This is a genomic window from Bacillus sp. SD127 (genome assembly GCF_058566445.1).
This window is the reverse complement of the sequence record NZ_CP191226.1, coordinates 1,687,856-1,703,529: the sequence shown is the minus strand read 5'-3', so window position 1 is coordinate 1,703,529 and position 15,674 is coordinate 1,687,856. Positions and strand designations below refer to the sequence as shown.

Annotated in this window: 22 protein-coding genes; 3 read left to right on the top strand and 19 right to left on the bottom strand. The window is 44.2% G+C overall.

Going from position 1 to position 15,674, the window contains the following annotated elements; genetic code table 11:
- Window positions 1-221: 221 nt before the first annotated feature.
- The 16 genes from yqhY to ACQVGS_RS08780 form a co-directional block, all read right to left on the bottom strand.
- Window positions 222-629, bottom strand: a complete 408-nt coding sequence (gene yqhY, locus ACQVGS_RS08855; protein ID WP_024122014.1) for a fatty acid biosynthesis protein YqhY — start codon at window positions 627-629, stop codon at window positions 222-224.
- A gap of 20 nt (window positions 630-649) precedes the next feature.
- A complete protein-coding gene (accC, locus tag ACQVGS_RS08850) occupies window positions 650-2,002 on the bottom strand; it encodes an acetyl-CoA carboxylase biotin carboxylase subunit (RefSeq protein WP_044154640.1) in 1,353 nt (450 codons plus the stop codon).
- An 11-nt stretch (window positions 2,003-2,013) separates the two neighbouring features.
- On the bottom strand, window positions 2,014-2,496 hold the full coding sequence (accB, locus tag ACQVGS_RS08845; RefSeq protein ID WP_024122015.1) for an acetyl-CoA carboxylase biotin carboxyl carrier protein: 483 nt from the start codon (window positions 2,494-2,496) through the stop codon (window positions 2,014-2,016).
- A 152-nt stretch (window positions 2,497-2,648) separates the two neighbouring features.
- On the bottom strand, window positions 2,649-3,299 hold the full coding sequence (gene spoIIIAH / locus ACQVGS_RS08840) for a stage III sporulation ratchet engulfment protein SpoIIIAH (RefSeq protein WP_024122016.1): 651 nt from the start codon (window positions 3,297-3,299) through the stop codon (window positions 2,649-2,651).
- On the bottom strand, window positions 3,300-3,989 hold the full coding sequence (gene spoIIIAG / locus ACQVGS_RS08835; RefSeq protein WP_010334895.1) for a stage III sporulation protein AG: 690 nt from the start codon (window positions 3,987-3,989) through the stop codon (window positions 3,300-3,302). It lies immediately after the preceding gene.
- A complete protein-coding gene (gene spoIIIAF / locus ACQVGS_RS08830; protein WP_044154638.1) occupies window positions 3,982-4,602 on the bottom strand; it encodes a stage III sporulation protein AF in 621 nt (206 codons plus the stop codon). The genes spoIIIAG and spoIIIAF overlap by 8 nt, the downstream gene beginning before the upstream one ends.
- A 13-nt stretch (window positions 4,603-4,615) precedes the next feature.
- Window positions 4,616-5,815: a stage III sporulation protein AE gene (spoIIIAE, locus tag ACQVGS_RS08825; protein ID WP_069487194.1), complete on the bottom strand. Its 1,200-nt coding sequence runs from the start codon at window positions 5,813-5,815 to the stop codon at window positions 4,616-4,618.
- A gap of 18 nt (window positions 5,816-5,833) precedes the next feature.
- Window positions 5,834-6,229 carry a stage III sporulation protein AD gene (gene spoIIIAD / locus ACQVGS_RS08820; RefSeq protein ID WP_081638335.1) on the bottom strand — a complete coding sequence of 132 codons (396 nt, stop codon included), beginning with the start codon at window positions 6,227-6,229 and terminating at the stop codon, window positions 5,834-5,836.
- A 12-nt stretch (window positions 6,230-6,241) separates the two neighbouring features.
- Entirely contained in the window at window positions 6,242-6,448 is a 207-nt protein-coding gene (gene spoIIIAC, locus ACQVGS_RS08815) for a stage III sporulation protein AC (RefSeq protein ID WP_003153142.1), read from the bottom strand.
- Between the two features lie 22 nt (window positions 6,449-6,470).
- Complete coding sequence (spoIIIAB, locus tag ACQVGS_RS08810; protein ID WP_400153491.1) at window positions 6,471-6,986, bottom strand: stage III sporulation protein SpoIIIAB; 516 nt, start codon at window positions 6,984-6,986, stop codon at window positions 6,471-6,473.
- Window positions 6,980-7,903, bottom strand: a complete 924-nt coding sequence (gene spoIIIAA, locus ACQVGS_RS08805) for a stage III sporulation protein AA (RefSeq protein ID WP_044154635.1) — start codon at window positions 7,901-7,903, stop codon at window positions 6,980-6,982. Before spoIIIAA ends, spoIIIAB begins: the two co-directional genes overlap by 7 nt.
- 75 nt (window positions 7,904-7,978) lie before the next feature.
- Entirely contained in the window at window positions 7,979-8,260 is a 282-nt protein-coding gene (locus ACQVGS_RS08800; RefSeq protein WP_010334901.1) for a YqhV family protein, read from the bottom strand.
- A 143-nt stretch (window positions 8,261-8,403) separates the two neighbouring features.
- The gene (gene efp, locus ACQVGS_RS08795) at window positions 8,404-8,961 is read right to left on the bottom strand and encodes an elongation factor P (RefSeq protein ID WP_024122022.1); all 558 of its coding nucleotides are present in this window, start codon (window positions 8,959-8,961) and stop codon (window positions 8,404-8,406) included.
- Window positions 8,962-8,985: 24 nt separating this feature from the next.
- Window positions 8,986-10,047, bottom strand: a complete 1,062-nt coding sequence (gene papA, locus ACQVGS_RS08790; protein WP_263463235.1) for an aminopeptidase PapA — start codon at window positions 10,045-10,047, stop codon at window positions 8,986-8,988.
- Window positions 10,048-10,049: 2 nt separating this feature from the next.
- A complete protein-coding gene (aroQ, locus tag ACQVGS_RS08785) occupies window positions 10,050-10,490 on the bottom strand; it encodes a type II 3-dehydroquinate dehydratase (protein WP_024122024.1) in 441 nt (146 codons plus the stop codon).
- A gap of 87 nt (window positions 10,491-10,577) precedes the next feature.
- Window positions 10,578-11,111, bottom strand: coding sequence for a YqhR family membrane protein (locus ACQVGS_RS08780; RefSeq protein WP_024122025.1), 534 nt, complete (start codon window positions 11,109-11,111; stop codon window positions 10,578-10,580).
- A gap of 231 nt (window positions 11,112-11,342) precedes the next feature.
- Between ACQVGS_RS08780 and ACQVGS_RS08775 the strand changes: the two genes are divergently transcribed.
- Window positions 11,343-12,296, top strand: a complete 954-nt coding sequence (locus ACQVGS_RS08775) for a DUF1385 domain-containing protein (protein WP_255003458.1) — start codon at window positions 11,343-11,345, stop codon at window positions 12,294-12,296.
- Between the two features lie 39 nt (window positions 12,297-12,335).
- Entirely contained in the window at window positions 12,336-12,731 is a 396-nt protein-coding gene (locus ACQVGS_RS08770) for an SA1362 family protein (protein ID WP_263463234.1), read from the top strand.
- On the opposite strand, the gene ACQVGS_RS08765 is transcribed toward ACQVGS_RS08770, so the two are convergent.
- The 3 genes from ACQVGS_RS08765 to lipM all read right to left on the bottom strand — a co-directional run bounded on the left by ACQVGS_RS08765 (window position 12,728) and on the right by lipM (window position 15,095).
- Window positions 12,728-13,603: a patatin-like phospholipase family protein gene (locus tag ACQVGS_RS08765; protein ID WP_024122028.1), complete on the bottom strand. Its 876-nt coding sequence runs from the start codon at window positions 13,601-13,603 to the stop codon at window positions 12,728-12,730. The genes ACQVGS_RS08770 and ACQVGS_RS08765 overlap by 4 nt on opposite strands.
- 126 nt (window positions 13,604-13,729) lie before the next feature.
- Window positions 13,730-14,158, bottom strand: a complete 429-nt coding sequence (mntR, locus tag ACQVGS_RS08760) for a transcriptional regulator MntR (RefSeq protein WP_010334908.1) — start codon at window positions 14,156-14,158, stop codon at window positions 13,730-13,732.
- A 100-nt stretch (window positions 14,159-14,258) separates the two neighbouring features.
- A complete protein-coding gene (lipM, locus tag ACQVGS_RS08755) occupies window positions 14,259-15,095 on the bottom strand; it encodes an octanoyltransferase LipM (protein ID WP_024122029.1) in 837 nt (278 codons plus the stop codon).
- A 190-nt stretch (window positions 15,096-15,285) separates the two neighbouring features.
- Between lipM and ACQVGS_RS08750 the strand changes: the two genes are divergently transcribed.
- Window positions 15,286-15,666: a rhodanese-like domain-containing protein gene (locus ACQVGS_RS08750; protein ID WP_024122030.1), complete on the top strand. Its 381-nt coding sequence runs from the start codon at window positions 15,286-15,288 to the stop codon at window positions 15,664-15,666.
- Window positions 15,667-15,674 lie beyond the last annotated feature (8 nt).

Sequence of the window (15,674 nt, the reverse complement as noted above, 5' to 3'; positions counted from 1 at the left end):
ATAAAGAGATCATAACATATTTTTTTCGTATCCGCATATTGAAATCAAGGTTTTTCGACCCTATTACCGAATATTTTTACACACCTTCATATGATCATTCGGATTTCACGATCATGAAGAAACTCGGCTGCCTCGAGCCGGCTTTCTTCATGCTTTGAAATAAAGGGTAACGTGTAAAAAAACCAAAGGGCCGCCCTCCCCTTGGTTTTCTGTTAAGCCATTTACATTTCTTCGTCGATTTCGACTTCCTGGGCTTTTGTGTCAAATTGAATGCCGACGATGTGAATATTGATCTCGTTAATTGAAAGAGACGTCATATTTAATAAGGTTTGACGAATGTTTTCCTGAACGGCCGCTGCGACTTTCGGAATGGAAACGCCGAATGCGACAACACAGTAGACATCAATCGTAATTCCGTCATCCGCCAAGTCGACTTTTACGCCTTTGCCGTGGTTTACTTTGCCGAAGCGCTCGACGACGCCTGTCGCAAAGTTCCCGCGCATTTCAGCAATGCCGTCAACTTCTGAAGCTGCGATACCGGCAATCACCTCAATGACTTCCGGTGCGATCTCAACCTTACCTAAATGCGTGTCTTCATGATCCATTTTAAGCAAGCTGTTGTCTTTCATTCAATTCACCTCCGTAAAAATTATGAGCCCATTACATCATATGTTTCTAAAAACTTCGTATTAAACTCTCCGCTGACAAATGTTTCGTGTTCAAGCAGTTTGATGTGGAACGGGATTGTTGTTTCTATGCCTTCGATGACGAATTCGCTTAATGCGCGCTTCATGCGGGCAACCGCTTCATCTCTCGTTTTTCCGTATGTGATTACTTTCGCAATCATGCTGTCGTAGTACGGAGGGATGGTATAGCCCGGATACGCGGCTGAATCTACACGGACACCTAAACCGCCCGGCGGCAGATACATTTTTATTTCACCAGGTGACGGCATGAAATTTTTGCTTGGGTTTTCCGCATTAATTCGGCATTCGATGGCCCAGCCTTCAAATAGAACATCTTCTTGTTTGAGGCTGAGTTCCATTCCTGATGCGACTCTGATTTGTTCCTTAATCAGGTCTGTTCCTGTCACCATTTCTGTGACTGGGTGCTCTACTTGAATTCTTGTGTTCATTTCCATGAAGTAGTAGCGCTGTTCTCTGTAGTCATAAATAAATTCAACTGTGCCCGCGCCTGTGTAGCCAACTGCTTTTGCAGCCTTAACCGCTGCTTCACCCATCTGCTCTCTGATTTCTGAATCAAGCGCAGGAGATGGTGATTCTTCCAAAAGCTTTTGAAGGCGTCTTTGAATCGAGCAGTCGCGTTCGCCCAAATGAATGGTATTTCCATAATTATCGGCAAGCACTTGGATCTCAACATGACGAAAATCCTCTATGTATTTTTCGATGTAAACTCCAGGATTTCCAAATGCAGTTGCAGCTTCCTGCTGAGTAATCTTAATGCCGTTAATCAATTCCTCTTCGGTGCGCGCAACCCTGATTCCTTTTCCGCCTCCGCCTGCGGTGGCTTTTATAATTACAGGATACCCAATTTCATTAGCCAGCGAAACCGCTTCTTCCACATTTTCTATAATTCCTTGTGAACCTGGAACGATCGGCACGCCCGCCTGTTTCATCGTCTCCCGCGCAACGTCTTTTGTTCCCATTTTTGAAATGGCCTCAGCGCTAGGTCCGACAAACGTGACATTCACTTCTTCACATAATTCCGCGAAGTCGGCGTTTTCAGCTAAAAATCCGTATCCCGGATGGATAGCATCTGTGCCGGTAAGCTTGGCGACACTTACGATATTTGTAACGTTTAAATAGCTGTCTTTTGATGCTTTCGGTCCGATACAAAAAGCCTCATCAGCCATTTGCACATGCAGGGCATCTTTATCAGCTTCTGAATAAACAGCGACAGTCTCAATGCCGAGCTCTTTGCAGGCTCTGATGATTCTGACAGCAATTTCTCCTCTGTTGGCGATCAATAGCTTTTTTATCATGTTAAGTCTCCTTACTCTGCTTTTACAAGAAATAGAGGTTGTCCATACTCAACCAGCTGGCCGTTTTCAACTAATACTTCAACGATTTCGCCTTTTACTTCCGCTTCGATTTCGTTGAATAGCTTCATTGCTTCCACAATGCAGACAACTGTGTTTTCATTTACTTTAGAGCCTGCAGTTACATAAGGACCGGCTTCCGGTGATGAAGAAGCATAAAATGTTCCCACCATCGGCGATTTGATTTGATGCAGGTTTTCATCTTGTTTCGGCGCCTCTTGTGCAGGTGCCGGCGCTGCTTGCTGCGCTTGAGGCTGTGCCGTTTGCGGAGCCGCTGCTTGTACAGGTGCTGCCGGTGCTTGCTGCATCACTTGCACAGTACCCGCTTCGTGTTTTTTCAGTTTTAGGGAAACACCTTCATTTTCATATACGAATTCATCAATTGAAGATTCGTCAATTGTTTTAATCAGCTCATGGATTTCTTTAATGTTTAACATTCCATCGCACTCCTATGTATTGAAATTTCTTTTTTATAGGTTACTACTAAAAGTACATACTATGTTTATCTTACAGGAGCGGACTTTTGAATTCAACTCTAATATGATTGGCATGCAAAAAGCCCGCGTTTCAGCGGGCGGTTGTTCATTAACTATTTGGAAGGCTCAAATGTGACAGCAACGTCTTTCATCGTTTTAATTTCTTTGGCAACAAGGTCTATGATGGCTGTAGCTTTAGATTTGGAGTGTTTGTCAGACTTGACTGTGATGTTGATTTTGTCTCCTTCCGCATTTACGAGGGCATCTTCATAGCCTTGTGTTTTAATCAGTGTTTCAAGCTGTTTTTCTGTTCCTTCCGCTTCACTGAGGGCTGTCATTTTATCATATGCTTCGCTCTTTTCCTTTGCTGTTGCATCGTCGCTGGATACGATCGCATTCAGTTCTTCCCTTTCCTTGCTTCTGGCATCCTCTAAATCAAGGCGGTACGTTGTGAAGAGATCATCATCGGCGGTTTCGGTCACAACTGTTCCTTTTTCACTCGCTTCAGCGGAAGTTTCTTTGTCTGATGAAGAATCTTTCGTACCCTTTGTTCCGTCTTCTTTCTCTGTTTCAGCACCGTTTTTTTCCTTTGTGTCTTCCTTGGCAGGTGTTTTTTCAGTTGCTACCTCACCGCTGTCTGACGGGCTTTTTTCACTTTGCATCTGCACCGCGTTTTTACTTTCCGGCGACATGATATAATAAACACTTAACACCACAACAAGACTGAGCATTGTTAACAGCCAAACGGTTTGTTTTTTGAGCATTTATGAATCCTCCTTTATTTTTTTAGGGGCAACCGCAACCCGGTGGCTTGGAACATCCAGGACCCGTGTCACCGCTTCAATAATGGTTTGTTTTATTTGAACGTTGTCCACTCCTTGAGCAACAACGAGTACACCGCGTATATCAGGTTTTTTCGTTTGAACGACAACAGGGGTTTCTTTATCCCCATTCCTGATCATGACGATTTCTTCCTCTGATGTTTGATCCGTCACACTTCTAGTTCCGCCTTCTTTGTCTGTTTCCTCAGTTGTTGTATTTTTGCTTGATTTGTTTTTTTCATAAACCTTCAGTGACGTTGCGTCTACATTGACCACAACCGAGACATCCTCCACGCCGATAATGGTTTCAAGAATTTCCTTCAGCTGGTTTTCATATTCTTTTTCATAATCGCCAATAGAGTTTTTAGGATCATCAGATTTAGAGGCTTTAAACACTTCAGCTGTTTTCTCTTTGCTGTCCGCCGAATCAGCTGAAGCCGGTGCTGTTATGGTCTGGGCGTTTTCCGTTTTCTCCGGTGAAGAAAAGAGCTGGCTGACAAGCATAAAGGAGACGCCGAGAACAAAAACGAACAGAAAGTAATGATATTTGGTCAGCTTCGGTTTTTCGCCGTCCTTCGATTGCCCCGGAAGAAACTGCTTTTTCAATACGTTCCATAATCCGTTTTTATTCATTGCCGATCCTCTCCCCGCCTTCCATATGAACCGTAATTTTCTCACTGCCGATTTCCCAAATGTCCGCAAGCTTTGTCTCAATCTGTTTAGCTTCTTTTTGTTCCGCTTTTTCTTTCGTGACGTATGCATGATCCGTATTAATGTCGATCGGCGCGACCGTTTGGACCGTTTTTTCAGAAGACGGGGCCATATACACGCTGATTGTTTTGATATCCTCTTCTGAATCTACTTTTTCTCCTGCCGTGATCTTGATTTGGTCTACTTTATATTCGTCATGACTGAACATCTCCTCCGCTTTCTTTTTTAGTTGGACAGCCATTTCTTCTAAAATATATGCGCGCTGGGAAGCTTGTATTTCTATTTTTTTTGAATTGATCTGATTTTTTATTTCGGCAGATTCCGATTGCCCGTTTTTTGTGAGGTATTCAAAGATGACTTCGGGGTCTGTTTTGAAAAGCTTAAAGATTGGAGTAAGCATGACGACGATCAGCAGCAGGCTGACTACCATTTTTGCGTACTTTTGCATGCTGGAGCTCGGCAGCAGCATATCAATCACGATTGCAAATAGGATAAATAAGACGATGCTGGTAAGCCATTCAGTTAAAAAACTCATCCGTCAGCCTCCTTTATTTCATCATCATCGTGAGGTTTCCGGCAGTAATAATGACGGTAAGGCTTAAAAAAAACATGAGAGACACAATAGCGAGAGCCGCAAAAATATAAATGACGCTTTTGCTGATGACATCGAGACAGGTAATGACCGGACCGCCGCCGAGCGGCTGGAGAATCGCGGCTGCCAGCTTGTAAATAAAAGCGAGAGAAAGCACTTTGATTGCCGGGAAAGCCGCAATACAAATCAAAATGGCGACACCTAGGATTCCTACCGTATTTTTCAGCAATAAGGAAGCGCTGATCACCGTATCCGTTGCGTCAGTAAACATTCTTCCAAGAACAGGAATGAAGTTGCCGGTAATAAACTTAGCCGTCCTGAGCGTAATGCCGTCTGTCACTGCCGCCGAGGCACCCTGCACAGAAATGACGCCGAGAAACACAGTGAGAAAGACTGCCAGCGCTCCGATGGCAATATTTCTGAGAAGATTGGACAGCTGCGTTACTTTGTATTGTTCAGTCATTGTACTGACGATGCTCAGAATTGCTGATAAGAAAATCAGCGGCATGACGATATTTTGAATCAGCAGACCGCTCGTATTCATTAGAAAAAGAATAACAGGATGAAAGAAGGCCGCAGATACAGCTCCTCCAGAGGAAGCCAAAAGCGCCAGCAGGAGAGGAATGAGAGCCAAAATAAAACTGGTCATCGTCTGAATCGCCTCTGTCGCATAATTGATCGCTACATGAAAGCTGTTCAGTGCAAGGATAATCAGCACCATATAAACAATTGCGTAGGCAACCTTGCTGACTGTGCTTTGCTGAAATGCATTTTGCAGAAGCTGAAGAATGACGCAAAAAATCGTTAGCAAAATCAACGTGCCGAGAAGCTTTCCATTGGCAAGCACTTCATGAAACAAATAAGAAAAGAGAGCCTTCAGCCATTCTTGCGGTGAAAAAGATTTATCGCCGTTTATAAACTCAAGCAAACTTCCTTTTTGACTTTCCGGCAGAAGCCCGCCGTACTCCGTCATTATGTCATTCCAAAATTCACCGATCTTGTCTGTTTCAAGCGACTCTGCCGTTTTTTCAGCCAATTGCTCCGGTGTTTCGGTATGTTCTTCTGTTTGGACCGAGTCGTCTGCTGCTTGTACAATTTCTGTGCAGCCGAATACGAGCAGCACCGCAAGAACTAACGCCCATCGAAAACGCTTCAATCTGCCGCCTCCTTTCGGTTATGACATGGAAGGTATAAGTCCGAGAATCGTTTCAATAATCACGGTTAAAATAGGAACAGCCATAACGAGAATCAGAATTTTCCCCGCCAATTCTATTTTCGAGGCGATGGCCCCTTGACCGGCATCCTTGGTGAGCTGCGCCCCGAATTCAGCAATATAGGCGATTCCGATAATCTTTAAAATCGTTTCAACATATACCATGTTGACATTGGCGTTAACGGCTATTTTTTCAATCATTCTGATAATGTCGTAGATTTGATCTACCAAATAGAGAAAAATAACACATCCGGCAAATACGACAATTAAAAAGGCAAATGTCGGCTTTTGTTCTTTTACGATCAAAGAAAGGAAGGTGGCGATCAGCCCTAAACCTACAATTTGAACAATGTCAATCTGTAAGCCCCCCTATCCTTGAAATAAAAACACAGCTTTTATCTTTTTAAAGAGGTCATCCACAATGGTGGCGACCATAAATAAAATATAGATAAAACCTAACAGCGTCACCCACTGGGCGTATTCTTTTTTTCCCATCTGATCCAAAATCGTGTGTAAAAAAGCGACCACGATTCCCACTCCGGCGATTTGAAAAATGACATTAACGTCTACTCCCATTTTATTTTTGCTCCCCTCACGTTTACATCAATAGAAGAATGAGTAACAAGCCCGCTAAAAAGCCTAAACTTTTTATCATCTTTTCATTTTTCACTTGTGCCTGCTCAGCATCCGCTTCCGATGCCTCTAAGTGTGTAAGTGCCAGCTTGATATGTTTTTGCTGTGAGATTCGATCGTGAATCCCAAGCGTCTCGCCGAACTGCTTCAGCACATCATATTCGGCTTTTTTCAGTGACATGTTGTCCCACACTTTTTTTAAGCTTTGCTCCCATGCCGTTTTAGCGGAATCACTGCCTTTCTCCAGCTGTTCGCTAAAACTGAGAAACAGAGCCGAAACAGGCTGTGCAAGCTGTTTTGCGATCTGCTGCGAAGCGGTGTGAAGCGGTGTATGGCCGTACATAATTTCCGCCTCGAGAGATTGGAGCGCCGCACGCAGCTGACGGATTTGCCTTGGCCGTTCTGTATAAATTTTCGCCGTCTCGAAACCTGTCCATGTTGTCGCAGCTACAATGAATACAGCGCCTAACAGCTTCAGCATGTTTTCACGTCCCTCGTTCCAGAAAGCACGTTTCCGTCTTTGTCATAAATACGGCTTACCGTGCCCGGCCCCTTCGTTCTGGATAATTCCAAATAGCGGTCAAAGGCTTTTTCTTCCCACAGACGCTTTAATGAAGGCCGCTTCATCAGATCAGAAATACTCCAGCCATGCGCGGATACGATGACCGAAACACCGGCATGCAGCGCCTCGAGAAGTGCTTCTGTATCCTCCGTTCTTCCGATTTCATCAACAATTATCACCTCGGGACTCATTGACCGGATCATCATCATCAGCCCCTCAGCCTTCGGACAGGCATCTAACACGTCAATTCTCTGTCCGAATTGATGCTGCGGAATGCCGCGCAGGCACCCGGCAATTTCCGACCGTTCATCGACAATGCCTGTCTTTACGGGCGGAATGCGGTTCTTGCCGCTGCTCGCAAGTCTGGCAAGATCACGAAGCAGCGTTGTTTTACCGGTTTGCGGCGGACCGATAATCAATGTATTCAGCCAGCCGTTTTGATGCAGATAAGGCAGCAGCGGTTCTGCAATTCCAAGCTTTTGCCGGGCAATTCGTATATTAAAAGACGCAATGTCGCGGAGGCCCTTCACCCCTCCGTTTTCTGTAATGACTCTGCCTGCAAGTCCGACTCTGTGGCCGCCCCTGATGGTGACATACCCTTTCTTCAGCTCTTCTTCGAGCGTATACATACTATAATTGCTCAGCCGGCTGAGGATCAGGTGGGCATCCTCGGCCGTGCCCGCATAGGACAAAAAAAGAGGTTGTCCTTTTCGTATCAGTTCAACAGGGCGGTTAACCCGAATTCTGATTTCTTCGATTTCCAGCCATTGATGTTCCGGTATTTCAGAAAGGGCGTTTTTCATGGATTCAGGGAGAACGTCAGCAATTTCATTCAACAGAGTCTCCTCCTTTCTACCGATCGGCTTCTTTAAAATGTATGATGTGAGGCAGACTTTATGACAAGCCTCTCTTTATTTGTGGACACCCGCTAAAATCAACACGACACCCGTAAAAATCAAGATCAGTTTTGCATATGACAGCTGCCCGGCAATTTGGTAGATTCCCACAGTCATGGTGATGATAAAAATCAGCGGACCGACAATAGCAAGAATGCTGTTGACCACAACCGCTTTGCGGACATCATTTGTCACAAGCATCACAATCGCGGCCGTCAGCTCAATCATGGAGGATAAAACTCGCAATCCGGCCATTGTCAAAACAGTAGAATTGATATTTCCAAGAAAAAATTTCATAGCACTCTCCCAACCTCCCATTTTTTTATATGATATGCTCTAGCTGTCGGAAGTAGTCTTGCCATTTTCGTATAAAAGAAAGATTCTGTTTTTGCGCACAAAAAAAGCCTGCTCCCAATTGGGAACAGGCCTCTTTTTTCTCCTTACGCTCTTGAAACGTAAGAACCATCTGATGTGTTGACTACAAGAGTGTCGCCTTCATTGACAAAGAACGGCACGTTTACAACAAGACCAGTTTCGGTTTTCGCAGGTTTTGTACCGCCTGATGCCGTATCACCTTTAATACCAGGTTCAGTCTCTACCACTTTCAGCTCAACCGTGTTCGGAAGTTCGATACCGAGTGTTTCATCTTGGTACATCATGATGTGTACAGACATATTTTCAAGCAGATATTTTAATTCCTCTTCAATTTGAGTTTCACTCAGTTCAAGCTGTTCATAAGAACTTGTATCCATGAATACGTGCTGGTCTCCGTTTGCATATAAGTATTGCATTGTTTTTGTTTCGATTTGCGCTTTTGCCACTTTTTCACCAGCACGGAATGTTTTTTCCTGAATCGCGCCAGTACGCAGGTTGCGAAGTTTAGAACGGACAAATGCCGCACCTTTACCCGGTTTTACGTGCTGGAAGTCAACGACGCGCCAAATGCCGCCATCCACTTCGATTGTTAATCCTGTACGGAAATCGTTTACTGAAATCATGTTTAATGTCCTCCTATATTCCAATCACAAAATAATGAGTTCTTTTGGGGAATGGGTAATTGTCCGGTTGCCGTTTTCTGTAATCACGATGTCATCTTCAATTCGGACACCGCCTGTTTCTGGTATGTAAATGCCCGGCTCCACTGTAACCACCATGCCCGGTTCAAGAATAGCTGAAGATCTGACTGACAGCCCCGGCGACTCATGAACTTCCATGCCGAGCCCATGCCCGGTTGAATGGCCGAAGTACTCGCCGTAGCCTTTTGCAGCGATATGATCCCTAGTCAGGGCGTCAGCCTCTTTGCCTGTCATGCCCGGCTTAATATGTTCGACGCCGAGTGCCTGAGCATCAAATACGACCTGATAAATTTCTTTCAATTGATCACTAGGCTGGCCTACAGCGACCGTTCGGGTAATGTCAGAACAATATCCTTTATAGTAAGCGCCAAAATCCAGCGTAACAAGATCCCCGCTTTCAATCAGTTTGTCACTTGCCACTCCATGGGGAAGGCTTGACCGAAGGCCCGAGGCGACAATCATATCAAAAGAAGAGCTGTCCGCTCCTTGGCTTCTCATATAAAACTCCAATTCATTGGCAACAGCTATTTCAGAAATGCCGGGTTTCATAAACGTCAAGATATGGCTGAAAGCATCATCTGCAATCTTCGCAGCTTCCTCTAATATCTTAATCTCTTCATTAGACTTAATCAAGCGCAACTTTTCCACGGATTCAGCCACAGGCACTAATTCAGCCTCACTGACAACCGCGTTGTAGGACGCGTATGTGCCGTAGGTCATCCTGTTTTGTTCAAAACCGAGGAGTTTGATGCCGAACTTTTCAATTGTGTCGGCAGTGGTTTGAATCAGGCTGCCGCCGTGCTCAATGATTTCAAAGCCCTTTACCTGAACCTTCGCCTGCTCCGTATAACGGAAATCTGTAATAAACGCAGCCCTGTCTCCGGATATGACAGCTAAGCCCGCTGACCCTGTAAAACCGGTCATATAGCGCAAATTGATGCTGCTTGTAATCAGCATTCCGTCTATCCCCAGCTGTTCGAACAAGTTTCTTAATTTCTCAAGTTTCATCTTTATTCTCCCCCTTGCCGGCTTAATAAATAGCGAACAGCAAGCTTGTAGCCTTCAGATCCGAGGCCGACAATCTGCCCTTTCGCAACAGGAGCGATCACTGACTGATGCCTGAATTCTTCTCTGGCGTATAAGTTTGATAAATGCACCTCAACCACAGGAGGGCTGATGCTTGAAACAGCATCCCTGATTGCATAGCTGTAATGGCTCAGCGCGCCCGGATTCAAAACAATTCCGTCATATTGTTCCTCAGCCTCGTGTATGGCGTCTATCAAATCGCCTTCATGATTAGACTGGAAAAAAGTAAGCTGAATATGTAAGGCTTCAGCAAATTGAAAAAGATCTGTTTCAATATCTGTCAGTGTGTGACGCCCAAATACATCCGGCTCACGCTTCCCCAGCCGATTGACATTCGGGCCGTTCAAAATCAAAAAATGAGGCACATGGCTCTCTCCTTTTCGCGAGGGTTTCTCATGTAAAAAATGTTCACTTCTCGTGAACATTTTATCATAACAAAAAAGGATAATACACTATTCTCTCTGTGTTCCCAGCGCACGTGCCAGCTTTTCCGAGTTCAGCTCATTATATTCAAATGAAATTGAATATCCGACAAACAGCCCGTAAAGCAGATAGATACAAATTGTTGTAATAATCGTATCTGATTTCAATTCAGTTACAGCGCGCACATCCTGGAAAATCGGATTAAACACAAAAAACACGAGCAGCCAAAGCAGCAAGCCGTATAACATACCAGGCCACATCGTTTTCAAGCGTTTCAAGAGAAGATAATAAAGAAACGCCCCGCCAATCGAAATGATGCCAATCACAATGATGCTGATAATCGTTCCTAAACCATGTTTCTTCCACTCTCCGAGTACAAACGGCTGCAATATCATATTGGGGCTGATTTCGGAAAAATGAAATAAGTAGGCGATATAACCGACGAAACTCCATAATACGCCTCCGCAAAAACCCGTCGCCGCTACCCTGGCGCCCATTGGCACAGGCGGTCCCTGATCCTCTTTTGTTTGTTCGTTTTGATCTGTATTTTTTTCACTTGTCATAACGGCCACCTCCTTGTTAAAGTGTGCCCAAAAAATGAAATGTCAATAAAAAAGCTCACACATTTTGACAGCAGCGAGTAAAATTTGAAAATAACGGGTATACTGCATGTAGAAAAAGCAAGGCTCTGGCAAATTTTCAGCCCGTCAATCTAGAGGTTTCGCGCTGTTTCCTGTACAATAGAGTGAAAGGAAATAGTTAGCAATCCTAAAGAAATAGGCAGGTTGATGAATATGTCAAAACATAAAATTCCGCCCGCTTACGGCGGGCAGGCGGTTGTGGAAGGCGTTATGTTTGGCGGAAAACACAATTACGTTACGGCCATACGAAGAACAGACGGAAGCATTGATTTCTTCAAGCTTCCCCGGAAACACAATCAGAAGCTGAACATGGTAAAAAAAATACCATTTATAAGAGGGATCGCGGCTATTATTGAAGCGAGCGCTAACGGCACAAAGCATTTGAATTTCTCGAGTGAACGCTATGGACTTGATCCGTCTGAGGACGAGACGCTTAAGGAAGAAAAAAAAGCCTCGGGGCTGTCAATGTATCTCAGCCTTGCAGTGATCGGCGTCTTATCATTTTTGTTCAGTAAATTCGTATTTACATTGGTTCCTGTTTTCTTAGCTGAACTGACAAGACCGGTTTTTCCATCGGACACAGCGCAAATCGCAGTTGAAAGTCTCTTCAAATTGATTTTGCTGCTCGGTTATATTTATTTTTTATCCATGACGCCGCTGATTAAAAGAGTGTTTCAATATCATGGAGCCGAACATAAGGTCATAAACTGTTATGAACAGAATTTGCCAATTACTGTAGAGAACGTTCAAAATCAATCACGGCTTCATTACCGCTGCGGGTCCAGCTTTATTTTATTTACCATTATTGTCGGTATGTTTGTATACTTGCTTGTTCCGACAGATCCACTTTGGTTGCGTGTTATAGATCGTGTCGCTCTCATACCGGTTGTACTTGGGATTTCCTTTGAAGTGCTGCAGCTGACAAATAAAGTGCGTGATATTCCCGGTTTGAAATGTCTCGGGTACCCGGGCCTCTGGCTTCAGCTGTTAACGACTAAAGAACCTAAGGATGACCAAGTTGAAGTTGCAATCGAAAGCTTTAACGAGCTTCTCAGACTCGAAGAAAGATCTGAACAAAAAGAGCAGCCTTCTCACAACGTCATCTAATATCCGTTGCCCTGCTATTACTTTCGGAGGTGGACAGTTATGAATCATCGTGTACAACCTATTATTGCTGTATTAATTGCGCTGGGAGCGTTCGGTTTCCTCTATGTGCTGGTAACCAATCCCGGAGAAATGGCAAAAATGGCGATAACCATCATCTTGGCAGGTATCATTATTTATTTTATTGTGAAATATGTAATGAAGCGAAATACTGGCAGTGAAGGAGCGGCTTTTAAAAAAGCGGCCAAACAATCGCAGCGCCGGCTGAAAGAACAAAAAGCAAAGCACCGCGCCGGGCATAAAGGACGGGTGAGCCATCTGCGAAGCGTTCCGAGCGCCAGCAAACCTAAGCCGATGATTCTCAAGAAAAAAAGCCAGACGCAGCTGACTGTCATAGAAGGGAAAAAAAATAAAAAGAAAAACAGAGCGCTTTTTTAATAGGTCCACTGCTTTAAAAACTGCTCTGTCCGACTTTTACCTAGCTCAATCAGAGCTAGTTTTTTTTGTTGTGTTAAATGAAATTCGGTCGCCATCACGTTGTCAACCGGAAGAAAAATGATATTTTGCTCATAGCGTGACGCAATATGTCTTGCGTCATGCGCATCCTTCATCGTTTCAAACAGAGCGCCAAACAGTTCGAAAGCGTTTCCGATATTTTTTTTCGGCCGCTCCCTTTCATTCGGCGCAAGCGTCACCCCGATAACAGGTCGTTTTCTTTCTTTAGAAAACAGCCATATGGGAAAATTGCTTAAAACGCCCCCATCCACTACGGTGGCAGTTCCTGTATCTGTTTTTAATTTTATTGGTTCAAAAAAATAGGGAATGCTGCAGCTCATTCTTACCGCTCTGGCAACCGGAAACATATCCGGATTTAACCCGTAGCGGACCAAGTCGTCCGGCAGCACGATCATTGTACCGTTTGTCAGATCCGAAGCGATGAGCCGCAAAGAGCCTTTTTTCAAATCGCCAAAGACGCGTACGCCTTTCGCTCTTAAAAGGTCGGCGATCCACTTTTCTAATGTGTCTCCTTTAAACAAGCCCAAACGCCAGTAAATGGACACCCATTGGAGCATTTTTAAGGGGAGAAATGAGTATCGCTGGTCCAGCAGCCTCTCTCCGTCCACTTCTTCAATCAAAGCGTGAATTTCCTTGCTTGAATAACCTGATGCAATAAAAGCGGCAATAACGGCGCCGGCGCTTGTGCCGGCAAGCCGTGCAAAGCGGAAGCCTTTTTCCTCAAGCGCTTCATAAGCGCCGGCAAGCGCCACGCCTTTTACCCCTCCGCCAGAAAACACACCGTCAATATACATCCCATACCCTCCCCCTCCATCCAATGGCTTACTATCATTTTAAGAAAAAACGCGAAGAAATAGACCAATGAATGAAGCAGGGCGCATTTCATCAAAAAAAGGCGGCCTCCTTTGAGACCCGCCTTTTTACTGATTATGATGTTCTGTTTTCTTTTGGATTGATTTCAGCTCTTTTTTACGCGCATCGTCTTCTTCAAAATATTGAACAAGATCACCGATGCGATCAATACTGTTCCAGCTTAAATGATGCTCGATTCCTTCGACATCGTTATATATTTTCTCTTCATCAACACCAATGATTCTTAAAAACTGCTCAAGCAATTCATGTCTGTATACTAGCCGTTTGCCTATTTTCTTTCCTTTAGACGTTAGCACGAGACCGCGATATTTTTCATAAATTAAATATTCGTCTTTATCTAGTTTTTGAACCATTTTTGTTACAGAGGAGGGGTGGACTGCCAATGCTTCCGCGATATCAGAAACCCTTGCATATCCTTTTTCTTCAATCAGCATATAAATCTGTTCAATATAATCTTCCATACTTGGTGTCGTCATCGAAACCCTCCCAAAAAGCACCTTAACTTTATAAATCATTACAAGTTTACACTAATGAACTTGAAAAAACAAGGATGCTCTGCAGGCCAAAAAGCCCTTTTTACCGCTTATAATTCCATTCATCAGAAGCATATTTTGTTTCTGCCAAGTCCTGAACAAAATTAAGCTCTTCCTGGGATAATTCGTACGGCTCCAAGTGAATATTCAAGCCGGTTTCAAATCCGGATTTAAAAGCCTTGCGTGCATCGTCCATCGTCACCGGGTGATCGGTGAGTTCATTAATCGCAACCGCTTTATTTTTAAAATTGCGCTGCATCCGCTCTCTGACTCTTTCACTCGGATACAAAAACAGATCAAACAGCTTGTCCTCATCCAAATCAAGCAGAATGGAGCCGTGCTGAAGGATGACGCCTTTTTGTCTCGTTTGCGCGCTTCCCGCCACCTTGCGCCCCTCCACAACAAGCTCATACCAGGACGGCGCGTCAAAACAAACGGATGACCGCGGGTTCTTTAAGCTTTCTTTTTCTTTTTCGGTTCTCGGAATGGCAAAATAAGCGTCCAGACCAAGATTTCTAAAGCCTTGAAGTATGCCTTCTGAAATAACCCGATATGCCTCGGTTACAGTCGCCGGCATTTCCGGATGATCCTCAGAAACGATTACGCTGTATGTCAATTCCTGATCGTGGAGCACCCCTCTTCCTCCGGTCGGGCGTCTGACAAATCCAAGATTATACTTATGTACTGCTTCAAAATTGATTTCCTTTTTAATATTTTGAAAATAACCTACAGAAAGCGTCGCCGGATTCCAGCCGTAAAAACGGATGACCGGAGGAATTTTCTTTTCACTGTGCCAATATAAAAGCGCTTCATCAAGCGCCATATTGAAAGCCGGGCTTGCATTTCCTGAGTCTATAAACCGCCAAGTTTCTTTTTCCATTTTGAGACCTTCCTTACCGTTTTAATAGAATCAGTTTAACAAACTGCCGGGAAAATGAAAAATATTTTAGTTCCATTATGGATGACAATCGCGCCGTGCTTTACTATAATAGTATTTGTCGAAAACGTCTCTATGCCCTTGTTTAAAGAAGCAGGGTTTTGATTTTATACGTTAAAGGAGTAGAATCACATTGTCTAATATGATCGTTTTAATTATTTTTGCTGCGTTTATCGTCTATATGATTGCTTCATATGTCTATCAGCAGCGAATTATGAAAACACTTTCGGAAGAAGAATTCCGCGCTGGTTACCGCAAAGCGCAGCTTATCGACGTTCGTGAACCGAATGAATTTGATGGCGGACATATTTTAGGCGCCCGCAACATTCCGCTTTCTCAGCTGAAACAGAGAAAAAATGAAATCCGGCCGGACAAGCCTGTCTATCTGTACTGCCAGAACAGTGTCCGCAGCGGACGCGCGGCACAAACCCTGCGCAAAAACGGCTGCACTGAGATTTATAACCTTAAGGGCGGCTTTAAAAAATGGGGCGGAAAAATCAAAGCCAAAAATTAAAAAAACAG

What these genes read in the sequence shown, in the direction of transcription:
- yqhY (WP_024122014.1), bottom strand. Translation starts at nt 629, where the DNA reads ATGAAAGACAACAGCTTGCTTAAAATGGATCATGAAGACACGCATTTA.
- accC (WP_044154640.1), bottom strand. Translation starts at nt 2,002, where the DNA reads ATGATAAAAAAGCTATTGATCGCCAACAGAGGAGAAATTGCTGTCAGA.
- accB (WP_024122015.1), bottom strand. Translation starts at nt 2,496, where the DNA reads ATGTTAAACATTAAAGAAATCCATGAGCTGATTAAAACAATTGACGAA.
- spoIIIAH (WP_024122016.1), bottom strand. Translation starts at nt 3,299, where the DNA reads ATGCTCAAAAAACAAACCGTTTGGCTGTTAACAATGCTCAGTCTTGTT.
- spoIIIAG (WP_010334895.1), bottom strand. Translation starts at nt 3,989, where the DNA reads ATGAATAAAAACGGATTATGGAACGTATTGAAAAAGCAGTTTCTTCCG.
- spoIIIAF (WP_044154638.1), bottom strand. Translation starts at nt 4,602, where the DNA reads ATGAGTTTTTTAACTGAATGGCTTACCAGCATCGTCTTATTTATCCTA.
- spoIIIAC (WP_003153142.1), bottom strand. Translation starts at nt 6,448, where the DNA reads ATGGGAGTAGACGTTAATGTCATTTTTCAAATCGCCGGAGTGGGAATC.
- spoIIIAB (WP_400153491.1), bottom strand. Translation starts at nt 6,986, where the DNA reads ATGCTGAAGCTGTTAGGCGCTGTATTCATTGTAGCTGCGACAACATGG.
- ACQVGS_RS08800 (WP_010334901.1), bottom strand. Translation starts at nt 8,260, where the DNA reads ATGAAATTTTTTCTTGGAAATATCAATTCTACTGTTTTGACAATGGCC.
- efp (WP_024122022.1), bottom strand. Translation starts at nt 8,961, where the DNA reads ATGATTTCAGTAAACGATTTCCGTACAGGATTAACAATCGAAGTGGAT.
- papA (WP_263463235.1), bottom strand. Translation starts at nt 10,047, where the DNA reads ATGAAACTTGAGAAATTAAGAAACTTGTTCGAACAGCTGGGGATAGAC.
- ACQVGS_RS08780 (WP_024122025.1), bottom strand. Translation starts at nt 11,111, where the DNA reads ATGACAAGTGAAAAAAATACAGATCAAAACGAACAAACAAAAGAGGAT.
- ACQVGS_RS08775 (WP_255003458.1), top strand. Translation starts at nt 11,343, where the DNA reads ATGTCAAAACATAAAATTCCGCCCGCTTACGGCGGGCAGGCGGTTGTG.
- ACQVGS_RS08770 (WP_263463234.1), top strand. Translation starts at nt 12,336, where the DNA reads ATGAATCATCGTGTACAACCTATTATTGCTGTATTAATTGCGCTGGGA.
- ACQVGS_RS08765 (WP_024122028.1), bottom strand. Translation starts at nt 13,603, where the DNA reads ATGTATATTGACGGTGTGTTTTCTGGCGGAGGGGTAAAAGGCGTGGCG.
- mntR (WP_010334908.1), bottom strand. Translation starts at nt 14,158, where the DNA reads ATGACGACACCAAGTATGGAAGATTATATTGAACAGATTTATATGCTG.
- lipM (WP_024122029.1), bottom strand. Translation starts at nt 15,095, where the DNA reads ATGGAAAAAGAAACTTGGCGGTTTATAGACTCAGGAAATGCAAGCCCG.